This window comes from Paraburkholderia terricola, from assembly GCF_900142195.1.
In the GTDB taxonomy this organism is placed as follows: domain Bacteria; phylum Pseudomonadota; class Gammaproteobacteria; order Burkholderiales; family Burkholderiaceae; genus Paraburkholderia; species Paraburkholderia terricola.
The window spans coordinates 1-15252 of the sequence record NZ_FRAB01000079.1; the positions used below are offsets into that span (position 1 = coordinate 1).

Consider the following 15252-nt stretch of genomic DNA (forward strand, 5'->3'; position numbering starts at 1 on the left):
GGTGATCAGTAACCGATGAAAGACCGACCTTTTAACCCTGAAAACACGACATTTGTATTTAGCCGCCGCCACGACATCTTGAAATGGCCTCGACAGATGAAGACTAACCACTCCGAACGGCGGCGCAGCACTCTGCACGTGCCGTCCCATAAGCCTAATAACCGGTGCTTCGTGGTCTTTTGCAGATTCACCTGAAAAAGCGATTGCCCAAGACAGCTCATAAAGTCGGTCGCGAGTCGCTAGTGGTATCGGTTTGTCGTCCGGGACCGTGGCAAGAAGTTCATTCATAAGAGACTCGATCCGCGAGAGTGCGCCTGGCTGTCGACCGGCCGCTGCGACTTGCGCCGCGCCAGTTCCAAGCGAGTTCTCGCCGGAAATCTGCTCAAATGCTTCGGCTGCATAGCGTGCCGATTCGTGCCCAAAGCCTGCCAAAACGGTCATTGCGTATGGCCGAATATCGCCGTCGATTTGTCCACCGCTACCTGTTCCGGAATGTCGTCGCGATCCGGGTCTCACTGGCCCCTGGTTCAAGCCAGAAATGGGTCTCCAGTGCCGCGATTGTGATCACGCATTCGATCGTGTTGTTCTGGCGCACGAGGCCAAACACCACGCCACGACGGTTGGCGAGTACCTGCGGTTTAACTTCAGCGGTTTCCGTGGGCGGTCAGGAGGCAGCGCTATCGCGCGTCGACAGGATTCTCGCACAGGATACGGTGGGTATCAGTCTGCCCCGGACATCAGGGCTGTGAGGCGTTGATCCGCCTCGCACGCGAATCCCGGATCACGTCAGGCGGCGACTACTACCAGTCGATGCGGTGTTTTGCCTCGGTTTCACGATGACGCTGTTCATCGGGCGTGTGCAGGTAGATATTGGTGCTCGTCAGTGAGGCATGGCGCAGGTTGTCGCGTACCGTCCGCAGATCGGCGCCGCCGTCGGCCATGTGGGAACCAGCGGTGTGGCGCAACCAGTGAGCGGAGGCCTGTTTGAGCAGATCCGCCTGTCCCGCGAAGGCGTCGCCGCGCAGCCGGAGCCGCTCCGCCGCGCCGGCGAAGATGGCCTTGACGATTGTGTGCAACGCCGCGCGGGTAAGCGGCTTCATGGATTTGCCCAGCGGCAGCACGAGCGGCGTCTCTTCATGCCGGGAGGGCAGGGTGGACAGGTCGCGCTCGCGTCGGTAGCGCCCAAGTTCGACCATCATTTCCGCGGAGGCTGGCACGAGCCCCTCCCTGCCGCCCTTGCCGGTCACTTCGAGCCACCAGCGCTCGTGGCCATCCGCGTCGCGCCGGCAGAAGAAGCATCCCATCGTGTTGCCGCTGACTTCCGAGATGCGCAGGCCGCCGAGATAGAAGAGGGTGAACAGCCACCTTGCGCGCAGGTAGCGCTCCCGCTCGCGCGGCGTGTCCTTCGGCAGGCTGTCGATGTGAAGCTTCACTTCCTGCCACAGCTCGCGGTCGAGATAGCGCGTGATGCGTGGCTTTGAGCGGCGGGCGCGCTGGCGCGACAGTGACAACGGATTGCCGGCCAGGTAGCCGGCTTCGACCAGCCACGCGAACAGCGCGTTGATGATCACCATCGCCTGGTACTGGCTGCTCGGGCGCAACGTCCTGTAGAACGGTCGCCAGCGCGGGTCATCGCGCGGGTACTTGCGGCCGCCGTCGGCGACCCAGCGCGCGTGCGGCTGCGGGTCCTTGAGGAATTGCCGGAACAGCAGCAGGTCCTCGTGCGTGAGCGATGACAGCGGTTTGCCCAGTTGTACGATCGCCCATAGCAGCAGCCGTTCGGCTTCCTTGCGGTAGTTCTCGAACGTCGTCTTTTTGTCGGCCACACGTGCCAGCCACGCACGCACCGCAGCGAGGTCGTCGCGGGCGGCGATCTGCGTATGTCCGCGCGCGCGATTGGTGCCGTCACGACCGTCGAGGTCGGCGGGCAGTTCGAGCGCATCGAGCGGGCGCGGCGCGATGAGGGCGGTTTTCATGGGGCGTGGGGACCAGTGCGGGCCGGGTTGGGCGTGTCACGCGGCGAGTGTCGCACTCCCGGCGCTAGATTTCAACATTATACGGTTAATGTCAAAATTGTGAGAAGAGGGCGTTAGGAAATCACCGGTTTACATAGTAATATTTTACCAAATCTGCCGATGAAGATCCCATGAGTGACGTCCTGTCCCCCGACGCAGCGCTGACCGCCGAGATCGAGCGCCTGAAGGCCGCATTTCCGAAAACGCGCGAGCTCTATCGCGAGGTCTGCGCGCTGCTGTTCTTCCGCCACGGCATCACGCCGACCGCTAACCGCCTGTATCAGCTGGTCCGGCGTGGCAGCATGGGCACGCCGACCGCCGTGCTCGGCGAGTTCTGGGCGGAACTGCGCGAAAAAAGCCGGGTGCGCATCGAGCACCCCGACCTGCCCGCCGACCTCGGTGCGGCCGCCGGCGAACTGGTCGCCGCCCTCTGGACCCGCGCGTCCGCGTCAGCGGAGGCGGCGCTCGACGGGTTGCGCATTGAAGTCGAGGCGCAGCGGGCCGAAGCGCAGCGGTCGGTCGTCGCCGCCCGGGACGAACTGGCTCGGGTCGAGGCCGCGCTCGAACAGCGCACCGCCGCGCTGCTGGCCACGCAGGTCGAGGTGCGGGATCTGGACAGGGCGCAGGCCGAAGGTCATGCGCAGCGACAGGCGCTGGCGGCTGAACTTGAGCGGATCAGCGCGGCGCTGGCCGCGCGCGAGCGCGAGCTGGTGGAGGTCAGGGAAGGGTTTTCGCGCGATCTGGAAAAGCAGCGCGAAGCGGCTGAACGCGCGGAAGATCGGCTCCGTGCGTCCGAGAAGCGCGCGCTGCTGGAGATTGACCGCGAGCGAAATGCTGTAACGAAGCTGCAGAAGGAGCTCGACGACGCCACACGCCGGGCGGACCGGAAGGATGACGACCACCGCCGTGCATTAGAAACCATGCAGGCGCAACTGGGCGACGCGCGTCATCAGGCGGGCGTGCTGCAGGGGCGGCTGGATGCCGTTCAGGCAGAAAATGTGCGGCTACAGGCGGAGATGATGACGCTGCGGGAGGCGGAAGCGCGTGCGCGGGAACGCCAGCAGTCGGCCGTCTCGGCCGGAGTCCGGAAGACGCCTCGCCCAACGCGGTCGCCTCGCGCCGTGCCGACCACCAAACCAGCAACGCGTCGCAAAAAAACGGTATAAACGCACAGGTACTTGCCACCAGGGAAATGGGCTGCATGGCTGATATCTACCTGCTCACTGGACTGACGCTTCCGCAAGGCGTCGCACATGAGTCCCTGCCCGGGACCGTGACACGCTTCATGGCGGACTGCTGGCCCGGCATGAGTCGCACGCAGATGATCGCCCACGCGAAACGGCGGGGGCTGCGCCTGTCGTTCCGCGTAACGGCACGGTGTCGGTCCGGCGAAACCGGCGTATTCGAGTTGCGCTTCAACGATGGGGCAGTGGAATGCCTGATGCTTGCACGGCTACAGCGGGTCGGAGCCAGGAGCGGCAAACGCCGACCGGCCAGCCGGACTGACGTATCCCGGCCGCCGCCACGCGATCCCAGGCAGACCCGGTTATTCTGACGCGACCGTGCCGGTTGCCGCGCCGCGCGCGGCTCGCTATGCTCGCAGGCTTCAACGGATCAGGAGTCAGAAGTGCGGCGCGTGACGGTCAGGAAATCATCGGTTCATGGGCGAGGCGTCTTCGCGCTCCAGGCGATTCCCGCCGGCCAGCGGATCCTCGAATACCGCGGTGAGGTGACCTCGTGGCGGCAGGCCTCTGCGCGGTACCGGCGGTCCGGCATGCCCGGCCACACCTTCATTTTTGGACTGGCTGACGGGCGCGTGATCGACGGCAGCGTCGGCGGCAACAGTGCCCGCTGGCTGAACCACTCCTGCCGGCCGAACTGCGAGGCGATCGAGGACGAGCGGGGGCGGGTCTTCATCGAGGCGCTGAGAGATGTGAGGCCCGGCGATGAGCTTTTTATCGCCTATGGACTGACTATCGATGACGCGATTACTCCCGAACTGATCGCTGACTATGCCTGTCGCTGTGGAGCGAAGAGGTGTACGGGTTCGATGCTGGCCCCGCGGGCGGTTAACATGCGTCGACCCGCCGAGCGCAGCCGGGCGCTGGTCGCAATGCCGGTCCTACTTCATAGCATCGGAAGGATCGGCAACGTGGCGCTAAGGGCCTGAGTGGGCGATTTCGAGCCGATCGGTTGCCAACATGGATTTTCATCGATGGACTGAGTGCGGACAGCGCAGCACCATGGTAGCCAATGTCCACCGTGAACTCATTAACGCTGAAACTACCTGCTGACAGGACTAATGACTGATATCGCATTAAGCGGTGCCGATTACAGTGGCATACACGGCGACATCGTGGCGCTTCTGGATCACGGTCGTCGTGCTGCGGCCCGAAGTGTCAACGCACTGATGACGGCGACCTACTGGGAGATTGGTCGTCGTATTGTCGAATTCAGTCAGGGCGGGGAGGGGCGTGCGGCCTACGGTCAGGCCCTTTTAGAGCGGTTGTCAGGCGACCTGACAGCCCGCTTCGGGCGGGGATTTGGGGTAGACAACCTGGAGTTGATGAGGCTGTTCTACCAGACCTACCCGCCAGCTGCGATTTCCGAATCACTGATTCGGAAATCTACGCCCGCAGGCCACCCGGGAAATTCCGAATCGGCGATCCGGGATTTCGATCTCGACCAGCTCGCGACCACATTCCAGCTGTCCTGGACGCATTACATCCACCTCATGCGGCGGACCCGGTCAGTTGAAGAAAGAGCGTTTTACGAAGCCGAAGCGCTTCGTGGCGGGTGGAGCGTGCGACAACTGGATCGGCAGATTAGCAGCCAGTTTCACACCCGTGCGATGCTGTCGAAGAACAGGCCGGCGATGCTACAGAAGGCGGGCAAGGCGCAACCGGGCGACCTTGTGACCGCAGAGGAGGCCATCAAGGATCCTTATGTTCTTGAGTTCCTGGATCTCAAGGACGAATATTCAGAAAGTCAACTGGAGGAGGCATTGGTCCATCGGCTCGAAGACTTTCTTCTTGAGCTGGGTGGCGATTTTACGTTCGTAGGCCGCCAGCGTCGCCTTCGGATTGGTGAAAGCTGGTTCCGGGTCGATCTTCTGTTCTTTCACCGGCGTCTGCGATGCCTGGTTATCGTCGATCTCAAGCTCACCGAGCTCAATCACGCCGACGTGGGTCAGATGCACATGTACTGTAATTACGCGCGCGAGCACTGGACGCTGCCAGGAGAGAACCCACCCGTTGGGCTGATCCTGTGTGCGCGAACGAATGCCGCGGTGGCGCGTTATGCATTAGAAGGGTTGCCAAACAAGGTGCTGGCGGCTGAGTACCATATGGTCCTGCCGGATGAAAAACTCCTCGCCGAAGAACTGGCCAGAACCCGACGTGCATGGGAGGCCCAACATCGGCCGGAAGAGGGCGCTGACGGTTCAGACGGCCAACTGTCGTGACAGGGGCACCATCATGATTGCATCACCCCCGGTTAAGCATCAACAATCATTCAGAGACTGACTGCTTGTTACTATGGCAATCTGTGTGCGGAAATACATCTCCTTAGCGGTTCGGCGAGCAGTACAAGATGGGAGCCAGAGGATGACACGGTGCGTGCGGTCGCCGACGCGAGCTGTCGGCGCGCAATCGTCGAGTCAGTCGATGAGCACCGCAGAAAATTGAGAAGCACGGTCAGATGGATTAATCTCGTCAGCCTGACCAGCCAACTGTTCTGAATCCGACGGATGCAGCTCGACATTTTCAACGACAGCCGCGACGTGATGCTGCGCAATGACGTGCTGTCAATGTTGCAGCAGTACGATGCCGCGGGCGCGCGGCGCGCGCTGCAGACCCTTGCAAACGAGTATCCGGACGATGTCGCCCAGATGTATTTCGGGTCGATCGTCAATGCGCTCGAGGGTCGATTGACGGTACCGTTTGACCGTCACGAAGCCGCCCTGCAGGCTCGCCAGTCGCTATCTCACGAAGTCCAGCCCGCAGTCGCGCGCGTGTTCCCGGGTCAGAGCGGGGCGACCTGGCTCGCACCGCTCTGGGCAGAACTGGCCGGGCGCGCCGCTGCGCTGCCTTTCCGTGCGGACCACGCGGATGCGCACGCGGCGCCGCTCTTCCTGCTGGCTGCGCGGTGGGCCGAGGCCTCCGATGCGGTATCGCGCGTCGCGTCCTGGCGACGGATTCCAGCGCCGCTTTGCTGGATGGCGGAGGCACGCTACCGGCTCGATGGCCTGGACGCGGCGTGGCCGTTGCTGGTGGAACTTGCGTGGCTTTCGCCATCCCGGTTCGACCAGCTTTCGAGCCGGCTTGGCGACGCGTGCGTCAATACGTTGCGGCGTGCCTTCGATACGTCGTTCGACGGCGCCGGCGACATTGGCGATCTGGCATGGTTTCCGGCGTGGGTACTTACGGCAAAGGCCGGCCTCGCGCCCCTGTTCAAACAGGCAGAGCCTTCGCGACGGAATGCTCCCGAGCGGGCGACGAAGGTGATGCTCGAAATGCTCAGCCTGGAGCGTCAGGGCCGGCATCACGAACTGCTGGAAACCCGGCGCGAACTGCAGGCGCTGAACGCGGCGCTGTACGCGGCCTACATGAAGACGCGCTGAGCAGGTGCCCCGGAGCATGACACGTACAACCTCTCACAAATGGGTTTTCGCCACGCGGTTCCGGCGTGGCGCCTTCGGCTGGAAATCCGCATTGCCGATCCAGCGTCTGAAGGAGGCCCTGATCGAAATCCGGCAGATCGCTCGCGCAGAACCTGTTCTCGCCGCGAACGGCGCGGTCGCTTTGCTCGAAAAGCTTTCGCCGGCACTCGAGCACGTAGACAGCTCTTCTGGCGCAATGGGTACTGCCGTGAATCGCGCAATCGATGCCCTTGTGCCGGTCATCGCCGGGGTGGACGTACCTGCTCCGGTACGGACGCGCTGGCTGGAACGCCTGTTTGACGCGCTCCAGGACGACCCGATGCCGTATATCGAACAGCTGGGCGATCGCTGGGGTGACCTGTGTACGTCGCCCGCCATCGCGTCGGCATGGGCAGACCGGTTGTTGCCGGTGACAGCGCGTGTGATGGGCGCTGAAGGTCTGGGCGAGCATTTCGTGGGTACCACCGCCTGTCTCAGCGCGCTGAATGCCGCCGGGCGCCATGAGGAACTGCTCGCTCTCGTGAATGGCGCGCGCCTGAACTGGTGGGGGTATCGTCAGTACGGAGTGGACGCACTGATCGCATTAAATCGTTCGGCTGAAGCACTGCGTTACGCGGAAGCGTCGAGGGGACTGAATGCGCCCACTGCCGCAATCGCCCGCAAATGCGAAGCGATCCTTCTGTCGTCGGGCATGATGGACGAGGCATATCGCCGCTACGCGATCGAGGCCAATCAGGCCGCCACGCATCTCGCGACATTCCGTGCCATCGTGAAAAAATATCCGGACAGGAGTCCCGACAGCATCCTCCACGACCTGGTCGCGAGCAGTCCCGGCGCCGAGGAGAAATGGTTCGCCGCCGCGAAGGACGCGGGCCTGTTCGATCTTGCGGCGTCGCTCGCGATGAGCGGTCCCACCGACCCGCGAACCCTGACGCGGGCCACACGGGATTTCGCGCAGCGCAAGCCTGCATTCGCGGTGGCCTGTGGTACGGCGGCGTTGCACTGGATGGCCGCAGGCTTTGGGTACGAAATCACGGGGAGCGATGTGCTGGATGCCTATGGTGCGCTGGCGGATGCGGCCGTTGCCACCGGCATGGAACGCGACGAGCTCAACAGGCGTCTGAGGGCGCAGTTTGCGACCCTTCCGGGTCGCTCGTTCGTCGCCACGGTGCTGGCGCAGCATCTGTCGGCATGACGTCGCGATGCATCCTGGTCACGGAATTGACGGTTCCCGCACGGCCCGCGGCCCGGCGTGTTGTAGTCAACGGGTCGCTCCCTGTAGTGTGGGGCGAGTGTTCGTTATGCCGCCGATGACTGGACTGAAGCGCAACGCCGTTGTGGACGGCAGTTTGGCGATAGGCAGGACTCAGTAGAGGACTTGCATCATGGAAGAGTACAACCCCGGGTGCGCGCCCGAACCTGAATCATGGCTCGAACTCGATGAGCAGGAGCGAATTGCTCTCGTCGAAACGTATCACCGCGTTGCCCGCATCAAGCTTCCCAACGTCGCGGCACACGCCGCGCTACACGCGATCGTCGAAAACCAGATCGCCCTGAACCTTGAGCCCGTGGTCCGGGCGATGGATCGCCTCGGGAACGAAGGACTTACGCGACACGACGCGGTTCACGCGATCGGCTCAGTCGTCGCGGAGCATCTGTTTGATATTTTGAAGACCGATCAGAACGACGATGCTGCGACTTCGCAGGCGCGTTATTACGCGGCGGTGGAGCGGTTGACCGCCGCAAGCTGGCGCAGAGGTGAGCACTGATGCCGATACCATCGAAACTTCAGCCGTGGTTTGAAGCGAGGCAGCGTTTCAGATTGAGCCATGCTCATATCCAGATGGCGCGCGAACTGGGATCGAATCCCCGAAAATTCGGGTCACTGGCTAACGGGCAGCAGGAGCCGTGGAAGCGCCCCCTCTCGGAATTTATCGCACACTGTTATAGCAGGCGCTTTGGTCGTGCTACGCCTGAACACGTGCAATCTCTGGAAGAAGTTGTGAAGCGTGCGGAAGCCCGGCGCAATGAGCGGCGGGAAAGAAAAACGAACAGAGCGGTTCCACCGCCAGAACCGCAACGTAGTGATGACGGATCGAGCGAAAAGTTTCCGCAGCTCTGCGCACGCGGCGGTGAATAGGGTTCGAACGGAACGGACGTGACGACCGTCTGGGTGGGCGATGTGGACCGCTTTCGCCAAGGCTGCTTCTCTTTACTTCCAAAACCTACTTTCGCTTCACTGCACGGTTCGCAATGCCGGTTCTACTTTTACTCGAACTGCTGCTACTTTTCCTTCAATGCACGTCGGCGCCGGGGGCGACACTCGATCGCCTACGACACGGCGCCTGTCGCATCGTGCTCGATGGTGACAGTTTCCGGGCGCCCAGACCAATGCCCGAACCCGAGCAGACGCGGCTTGCGAAATCGGCTAAAAAAACGCGTCCTTGAGCCCGTTCGAATCCACGTTTTACTCCACTTCAAACTGGCGCCATTACGGCGATCATCCCCGGCGTCATTACGCCGATCCGTGACAGGTGTCCGGTGGTGGCTGGTCTCAAGGCTGCAATGCGCGAAGACAAGTGGTTCTATCGTGGTAGTTCGGGCTGAGTCGTGACGATGAACTTCCAGTCTGCAAGCGCCGCGCGTCGATGCGGCGCAGCATGCTGTTCATAGGCGGGGCTTTCGAGAATCCGGCGCAATGCCGTGAAGCTCGAATAACGGACGATCACGATGTCATCCCACGCTTCACTGTCGGTACCCACCAGCACCCCACGCACGTTTCCGACCCAGACGACCGCGTATTCCTCGCCGGTAGCGACCTGAGCGAAAGCCGGCGCGTAGCGTTGGAAATACGCTTCCCGGCCCGAGCAGGCGGGAAGCTCTGTTTTACCTCCATAGTCCGCCTCGGCGCGATACCGGACCAGGTTGACCATGCAGACAGGCGCTTCGTCTTCAAGCGCCTGGCTGGCTGCCTCGAAGGCGGCTCGCGTGTACTCGGTGTGGCTCATCGTTCTTCTCCTGGATAAAGTGGGCTCGGTAATAGGTGACGCGAAGCCCCGCTTACAATAGAATACGTACACCTGTATTTATTTCTCATTATACGGCAGACCCTCATGGCACGACCATCGTTGCGGGAGAAAATCGTCGAGTCCGGCGTCAGAACACTTCACGAGCGCGGCTTCGCCGGTGCAGGCGTGCGCGAGATCACGGCCGACGCAGGTGTGCCGCAGGGCTGCTTCACCAACCACTTCCGGTCCAAGGAAGCCTTCGGAATAGCCGTCCTCGATCGCTACCACGAGCGCACCCAGGCGATCATGGATGCGACGCTGCGCGATCAGCGGCGTCCGGCGGTTGCGCGGTTACGCGCTTACTTCGATGCGATTACGGAGTGGCTGGAAGCCGCCGGCTGGCGGTATGGCTGCCTGGTCGGAAACCTGAGTCTGGAAATGCCGGAGCGCAGCGAACTGCTGCGCGAACATCTGGTACAGGTCTGCGACTCGCTCACGGCGTCGTTCGCCGACGTTGTCCGCGCTGGCCAAGCCGCAGGCGAGATACGCCCTGATCTCGATGCAGGCGATGTAGCAACCTTTCTGTTAGCGTCGTGGGAGGGTGCCATGATGCGCATGAAGGTCGATCGCAGCCCGCTGCCCATTGAGCAGTTCAAGCGGGTGATTTTCCCTACGCTACTTACTCCCTGAGTAAAGCGCAGCGCCCGTGCGTCGGTATTGACTTCTGCTTTCGCTGCAATCTACGCACGAGGTGCCAATAGCGTAATGAGCATCGAGGGCGCGTTCCGGTGTCCAGTTTTGGTGCAGAATCAACGATGGAAACTGGCCGTGCACGGCCTCATGCAAACGGCATACGCATGTCGAAGTTGGGAAAGCTGCGACCGGCAGAACGCGACCCGAATCTGCTTTTGAGTCTTCCCCAAAGCGGTCGCTCAGCACATGCCAATCGCCATTAGGGTGACGGCTCTTCACCGAATTCCTTGAACCAACTTGCGCTCGAGCGGTTTCTGCGGTCACTCTTCATTGGCACGTAGCAGTCCGGGCCGAGTGTTAGCACAGGCACTGTACGGGCGGCCTTTACCGCTGCCACCCTGCAATGGATGCCACTCATAAAAGGGATTTACGTTACCCCGCTAGCTGTGATCTATTGTGAACTTCGCAATTGCGGACCAGTCACGATCACCGAAACCCGCGTTCACGACTTCCCGCATCTGGCCGTGAACGACATCAAGCATCGGCAGTACGCGAGCCGCATCGGTGGCGGCCTCCTTCGCCAGACGAAGATCCTTTAGCCCAAGCGTTGCCTTGAAGCCGGGTTGGTATTCGTTCCGGATGATATTGCCGGAATAGGTCTGATACGGACGGCTGCAGAACAGCGTACCCAGGATCAATTCGAAGAAGCGCTCTCGCGAAAGTCCGTTCGTCTCTGTTAGAACTACGGCTTCCGCCATCGCCTCAATTGCCATCGTGATCATCATGTTGCAGGCGATCTTGGCAGCATAGGCCGTGGGCGGCTCATCGCCCATGTCCCAAACCTGTTTGCTGATGGCTTCCAGCGCTGGTTTAACTTTTTCCAGCGCGCCGGGCGCGCCGGCGGCGAGGACGTTGAGTTCACCTCTGGCGGCGACATCCGGCCGTCCGAGCACTGGAGCCGCCACATAAGCGACACCTGCCGCGCGATGAGTCTCCACCAGTTCCTGCGCGAACGCCACGGAGATTGTCGATGCCACGACATGCACCAGACCCGGCCGTACCTGGGACAGCAGATTCGCGTCGAGCAGGACGTTGCGGATTGCCGAGTCGTCGGACAGCATCGTCAAGGCCATGTCCGCCTGCAACGTTTGCGCAGCCGTCTCTACCATGCGTACACCTTCGACATTCCCACCTGAACGGTTCCAGGCGGTGACGACGTGACCGGCGGAGACCAGATTGCGGGAGATTTCCCGGCCCATCGCCCCTAAACCGATGATTCCAATTTCCATTTGAGTTCCCTGGTAAATAGGCATGGCGACGGGGCGCAAGAGCAGGTCCAATGGCGGTTCACCGCTATCGATGGCACGCAGCATGACTTGAACAGCCCTGGTCGGATCATCCGCCCGCTTGCCGTCATTGATATCGCAATCTTCCTCTCGCTCAGTTGGGTGTTTCTGTGTTCTCGATCAGCCACTTCAACACCGGCGCCAGTGCGTCATCCGAGTTCTTCTCGTAGATGAGCCCGTGGCCGTTTCCGAACACACCGTGGTCGGGAAGATGCAACACTTCCGCCCGGCTGCCAGCCGCCTTCAGTTGCTCAACAGCGGGTCGACTGGCGGCGGCGAAGGCTGAGGCTTCGGCAGTGACGGCGACGATGGGCAAACCGGCGAGCGCAGGCAGCCGGTGTGTGCCTGGAACAGCCGCACACAGCTCTTCAGGCGTGGCGACGGCCGGCTCCCAGTTCAGCGGCATCGCCGCGAGGCCCCACGTAAGTGACCCGATATTGGGAATATCCGCAAACGGGGGGCCCATCGGCTCAACGGCTACGATCGCCTTGACCAGCCCGGGTCGACGATCTGCCGCTAGCCAACCGAGTGGTCCCGACGCTGAGTGCGTCAGAAGGATCGCTGTGCCAATCCTGTCCAGCAGCCTGGCGATCCTGTCCGCCTCCATGTCCTCAGAGAACGCGAGGTCTGCGGGAAGCGGGCCATAGCCAGCGATGAACTCGTCCATCGCAGTCTCGTCGTCCCGTGAAAAAGGCCATTGTGTGTGTTGACCTTCATATTTTGTCGGGAAGTAGATATCGCGCCCATGTTCATAGGAGAACCCCGGTCCCATCGGCCCCATCGTCTCGACGTGGTACGGCGATCGTCCTTGTCCAGGACGATCGACCACGAGAACCGCGTAGCCTGCTTCCACCAGCCGTTGTGCCCAGCCTGGACGGCCGTCCGGCGTGTCAAACCACTCGGTTCCCTGATAGCCACCGCCATGCACAAGCACAATCGGCCACGGGCGCGTGACCTGCTCTGGGGCTTCCCACTCAACGAAAAGCGGCCCGCATTGGTAGGTTTCTCCGTCTCGTTCGACACGATCGCCCGAAATCCACATATGTCCGCGACGCACGGTGCGGGGGGCAGCATTTTTCCAGAAGGCCAAGATCTTTCTCCAATTCTTGCAAGTGGGAGGCGCGTAGCGCCGATATGGAAATGACCCGCTCAGGGCGGAGTGATGCGCAAGCGTGTTGGTGCAAGGTCGGTGAAACTCGGAACGTCGGCCATGACCTCCCGGGTTTCCGGAGATCCGAAGGCTGTGGCGATAGCCGCCTCGTCCCGAAAGCGGCATTCACAAATCACAAGGGTGCCGGCATGCGTCAACGGCGGAAAGAAGGCCGCGACGCTCTCAAGGCCGTAGCGCTGCCATGCCTGCATCACGAAAGGCAGGTGACGGTCGACGTAGTAGCTCCGATCAAAGCGGTCGCCTGGCGCACCCTCGTAGGTGACATACACGGTCTGTGATGCAAGTTGCGACATGCCCACTCCCTTTTGCCCGTTTCCCCGAGCTGTCCCGGCCCGGAATCTAAAACGCCAGTCAGGCTAGCCACGAGGGCGTTTCGACACAGGACGGAGCGAAGTTTCGCGCATTCACTATTGTTCGGCAATTCAATATAATGAACACTTTTCGTTCATTTTTGTGGGATGGCGAGTATGGAGTGGAGCGATGTCCGGATCTTCCTTGCAATAGCGCGCACTGGAACGTTGGGTGCGGCTGCACGACTGTTGCACCTTAGCCATCCGACCATTGGACGACGGCTTCGCGCGCTGGAAGAGGCCACGGGACAGGTGCTCTTCCAGCGAACAGCGGAAGGCTTCGTGCTGACGGAGGAAGGCACCGCGATCCTGCCCCTCGCCGAGCAGATGGAGGACAGCGCGCTGACCATGGAGCGCCGGCTGGCTGGTGAACAGCAACAGCTGGAAGGAACGCTCAGGGTGTCATCGGCCGACTGGTTTGGTGCCTATGTGCTGCCGCCAGTGATTGCTGAATACTCGTGCGAGTATCCGCATGTGGAGATCGAGGTCCTTACGGGAACACGCTTGTTCAACCTCGCGCAGCGTGAAGCGGACGTTGCCTTCCGTATTGTTCCATTCGAAGGGCCCGATATTGTGCAAAGACGGTTGACGCACATGCGATATGGCGTCTATGTGGCTCATGCAAGTGCCGATCCGATCGAAGGCGACGGCACGGGGAACCGTCTGATCGCAATGGATACATCGACCGGGACATTTCCTGATATCGACTGGCTAAAAAATCGTTTTCCAAACGCTGGTGTCGTATTGCAGTCGAACAACCGTAACGTCCACGCCCAGATGTGCGGGATCGGTTTGGGCATCGCTGTACTGCCGCGACCTGTCGGGGATCAGCTTGGTACCATTCGCAGGCTCGACCTGAGCGAAGATCCGCCGCATCGCGGGATATGGATGGGCTATCACCGCGATCTCCGGCGGCTACATCGTCTCCGCGCGTTCGTGGATCTCGTAATCAAACACCTCGCCAATTAGCCGCACCCAGGTTCTCGGACATTTCAGCATTGTCATGGATCGCGTGATCACGTGTTTTGCAAGAGGCTCGAGCAGAACTAATAGCGCAAGGTCTCCATCTTACTGCCGAGATCATTGCCATCCCTTTCGCATGTACTGTAGTCAGGCAGAACGCGAACCATCGAACCAGCACGCAATTCTCGCATGCTGGGCCGGACTGGTAATGGCCCAATGCCCAGGCCTGCCCGAATATACTCACTAAGTACGTCGAACAGGTTGCTATGAAGAACAGTATGGCTTACCGCACATTCTTCTTCATGCCCGAATGGTCCGTCAAATATCCTTCGACCGGCCGAGGGTCCGTCAGCAAGATCAATGCATCGATGGTGCTTCAGGTCATTAAGCATTTGTGGCACTCCGTGACGCGTCAAATAGACGGGTGATGCGCAGAGATCGCACCAAGACACTCAACGGTTATCTCCGGTTCGGGCGGCGCTGAGGAGCAAAGAAGCAGGACGTTGTGATCATTGACCATCGCTTCCTTACCCTGTTGCGCGAGCATTACGCTCACCGACACCTGCGGGAATCGCTCCAGATAGCTTGAAATCAGATCGGGCAAATGGTGCCGATCAAAGCTAGCGGTTGCAACACGCTTCTCATCCTGAATGACGCGCAGCAGCTGCAACGAAGCTGCACAAGGTGGGCGGCGACAATGACTACGTCCGGTCGTGTTGCCTCACGGGATGATGTTACTCCCGGGTAGTTGTCACGGACCCGTTGTTTTGCGGTGAAGGCTGGCGCTGCGTAGCGGCGCCAGCCTTCACCGCATCCGCATCCGCATGACCAAGTATCCTTGTGACCAGTTCTCTCGCACGGTTCGATCGCCATGCCTTCACACGGCGCTGCAGGGTCCGAAGCTGGGCACTGGAATACATCGCCGGAGCCATCGCGACGAGGCGTTCATGCAGCTTCTTCGCCGTAATCCCGGGCTCGCTCTCAAGCCATTGCTGTATGGTCGGCCACGTATGCTCGAACGGATCTTCACGGCTGCGCCAGGTGTG

15 protein-coding genes and 3 pseudogenes are annotated in these 15252 nt (G+C 61.2%); 8 read left to right on the forward strand and 10 right to left on the reverse strand.

From position 1 onward, the window contains the following. The 3 genes and pseudogenes from BUE39_RS35815 to BUE39_RS32835 form a co-directional block, all read right to left on the reverse strand. A partial coding sequence (locus BUE39_RS35815; protein ID WP_235005019.1) for a hypothetical protein occupies positions 1–288 on the reverse strand: 288 nt, incomplete at its 3' end. Between the two features lie 196 nt (positions 289–484). Next, positions 485–655 (reverse strand): annotated as a pseudogene (locus tag BUE39_RS32830) (DUF1488 family protein); the annotation flags it as partial. 145 nt (positions 656–800) lie between these two features. After that, positions 801–1976: a tyrosine-type recombinase/integrase gene (locus BUE39_RS32835; protein ID WP_073432855.1), complete on the reverse strand. Its 1176-nt coding sequence runs from the start codon at positions 1974–1976 to the stop codon at positions 801–803. Between the two features lie 170 nt (positions 1977–2146). Here BUE39_RS32835 and BUE39_RS32840 point away from each other — a divergent pair, with 170 nt between their 5' ends. From BUE39_RS32840 to BUE39_RS32870, 6 genes and pseudogenes are all read left to right on the forward strand, one after another. Next, positions 2147–3181, forward strand: a complete 1035-nt coding sequence (locus BUE39_RS32840) for a DNA-binding protein (RefSeq protein ID WP_073432858.1) — start codon at positions 2147–2149, stop codon at positions 3179–3181. A 461-nt stretch (positions 3182–3642) separates the two neighbouring features. Then, positions 3643–4074: pseudogene (locus BUE39_RS32850) on the forward strand (SET domain-containing protein); the annotation flags it as partial. Between the two features lie 243 nt (positions 4075–4317). After that, positions 4318–5478 (forward strand): PDDEXK nuclease domain-containing protein, encoded by a 1161-nt coding sequence (locus BUE39_RS32855; protein WP_073432860.1) that lies wholly within the window; start codon positions 4318–4320, stop codon positions 5476–5478. A gap of 285 nt (positions 5479–5763) precedes the next feature. Continuing rightward, positions 5764–6636, forward strand: a complete 873-nt coding sequence (locus BUE39_RS32860) for a hypothetical protein (protein WP_073432862.1) — start codon at positions 5764–5766, stop codon at positions 6634–6636. A 16-nt stretch (positions 6637–6652) separates the two neighbouring features. Beyond that, on the forward strand, positions 6653–7870 hold the full coding sequence (locus BUE39_RS32865) for a hypothetical protein (RefSeq protein ID WP_073432863.1): 1218 nt from the start codon (positions 6653–6655) through the stop codon (positions 7868–7870). A gap of 190 nt (positions 7871–8060) precedes the next feature. Then, positions 8061–8444: a hypothetical protein gene (locus BUE39_RS32870; RefSeq protein WP_073432866.1), complete on the forward strand. Its 384-nt coding sequence runs from the start codon at positions 8061–8063 to the stop codon at positions 8442–8444. Between the two features lie 816 nt (positions 8445–9260). On the opposite strand, the gene BUE39_RS32880 is transcribed toward BUE39_RS32870, so the two are convergent. Further along, complete coding sequence (locus BUE39_RS32880) at positions 9261–9683, reverse strand: DUF1330 domain-containing protein (RefSeq protein WP_073432867.1); 423 nt, start codon at positions 9681–9683, stop codon at positions 9261–9263. A 105-nt stretch (positions 9684–9788) separates the two neighbouring features. Here BUE39_RS32880 and BUE39_RS32885 point away from each other — a divergent pair, with 105 nt between their 5' ends. Beyond that, positions 9789–10373, forward strand: a complete 585-nt coding sequence (locus tag BUE39_RS32885; RefSeq protein WP_073432869.1) for a TetR/AcrR family transcriptional regulator — start codon at positions 9789–9791, stop codon at positions 10371–10373. 443 nt (positions 10374–10816) lie between these two features. Here BUE39_RS32885 and BUE39_RS32890 read toward each other — a convergent pair whose 3' ends face one another. From BUE39_RS32890 to BUE39_RS32900, 3 genes are all read right to left on the reverse strand, one after another. Further along, positions 10817–11689 (reverse strand): NAD(P)-dependent oxidoreductase, encoded by an 873-nt coding sequence (locus BUE39_RS32890; RefSeq protein ID WP_327083073.1) that lies wholly within the window; start codon positions 11687–11689, stop codon positions 10817–10819. 127 nt (positions 11690–11816) lie between these two features. After that, positions 11817–12812 (reverse strand): alpha/beta hydrolase, encoded by a 996-nt coding sequence (locus tag BUE39_RS32895; protein WP_200799538.1) that lies wholly within the window; start codon positions 12810–12812, stop codon positions 11817–11819. A gap of 59 nt (positions 12813–12871) precedes the next feature. After that, positions 12872–13186 carry an EthD family reductase gene (locus BUE39_RS32900; protein ID WP_073432873.1) on the reverse strand — a complete coding sequence of 105 codons (315 nt, stop codon included), beginning with the start codon at positions 13184–13186 and terminating at the stop codon, positions 12872–12874. 174 nt (positions 13187–13360) lie between these two features. Here BUE39_RS32900 and BUE39_RS32905 point away from each other — a divergent pair, with 174 nt between their 5' ends. Continuing rightward, positions 13361–14212, forward strand: coding sequence for a LysR family transcriptional regulator (locus BUE39_RS32905; RefSeq protein ID WP_073432880.1), 852 nt, complete (start codon positions 13361–13363; stop codon positions 14210–14212). A gap of 77 nt (positions 14213–14289) precedes the next feature. Here BUE39_RS32905 and BUE39_RS36125 read toward each other — a convergent pair whose 3' ends face one another. The 3 genes and pseudogenes from BUE39_RS36125 to BUE39_RS32915 form a co-directional block, all read right to left on the reverse strand. After that, a complete protein-coding gene (locus tag BUE39_RS36125) occupies positions 14290–14598 on the reverse strand; it encodes a type 2 periplasmic-binding domain-containing protein (RefSeq protein ID WP_084561540.1) in 309 nt (102 codons plus the stop codon). Positions 14599–14618: 20 nt separating this feature from the next. Next, entirely contained in the window at positions 14619–14876 is a 258-nt protein-coding gene (locus tag BUE39_RS34680; protein WP_143032047.1) for a type 2 periplasmic-binding domain-containing protein, read from the reverse strand. Positions 14877–14940: 64 nt separating this feature from the next. Next, positions 14941–15252, reverse strand: a pseudogene (locus tag BUE39_RS32915) (transposase); the annotation flags it as partial.

Bases quoted from the DNA above. Each gene is read 5' to 3' on its own strand.
- BUE39_RS32835 (WP_073432855.1), bottom strand. From the start codon at position 1,976: ATGAAAACCGCCCTCATCGCGCCGCGCCCGCTCGATGCGCTCGAACTG.
- BUE39_RS32840 (WP_073432858.1), top strand. From the start codon at position 2,147: ATGAGTGACGTCCTGTCCCCCGACGCAGCGCTGACCGCCGAGATCGAG.
- BUE39_RS32855 (WP_073432860.1), top strand. From the start codon at position 4,318: ATGACTGATATCGCATTAAGCGGTGCCGATTACAGTGGCATACACGGC.
- BUE39_RS32860 (WP_073432862.1), top strand. From the start codon at position 5,764: ATGCAGCTCGACATTTTCAACGACAGCCGCGACGTGATGCTGCGCAAT.
- BUE39_RS32865 (WP_073432863.1), top strand. From the start codon at position 6,653: ATGACACGTACAACCTCTCACAAATGGGTTTTCGCCACGCGGTTCCGG.
- BUE39_RS32870 (WP_073432866.1), top strand. From the start codon at position 8,061: ATGGAAGAGTACAACCCCGGGTGCGCGCCCGAACCTGAATCATGGCTC.
- BUE39_RS32880 (WP_073432867.1), bottom strand. From the start codon at position 9,683: ATGAGCCACACCGAGTACACGCGAGCCGCCTTCGAGGCAGCCAGCCAG.
- BUE39_RS32885 (WP_073432869.1), top strand. From the start codon at position 9,789: ATGGCACGACCATCGTTGCGGGAGAAAATCGTCGAGTCCGGCGTCAGA.
- BUE39_RS32890 (WP_327083073.1), bottom strand. From the start codon at position 11,689: ATGCCTATTTACCAGGGAACTCAAATGGAAATTGGAATCATCGGTTTA.
- BUE39_RS32900 (WP_073432873.1), bottom strand. From the start codon at position 13,186: ATGTCGCAACTTGCATCACAGACCGTGTATGTCACCTACGAGGGTGCG.
- BUE39_RS32905 (WP_073432880.1), top strand. From the start codon at position 13,361: ATGGAGTGGAGCGATGTCCGGATCTTCCTTGCAATAGCGCGCACTGGA.
- BUE39_RS36125 (WP_084561540.1), bottom strand. From the start codon at position 14,598: ATGCTTAATGACCTGAAGCACCATCGATGCATTGATCTTGCTGACGGA.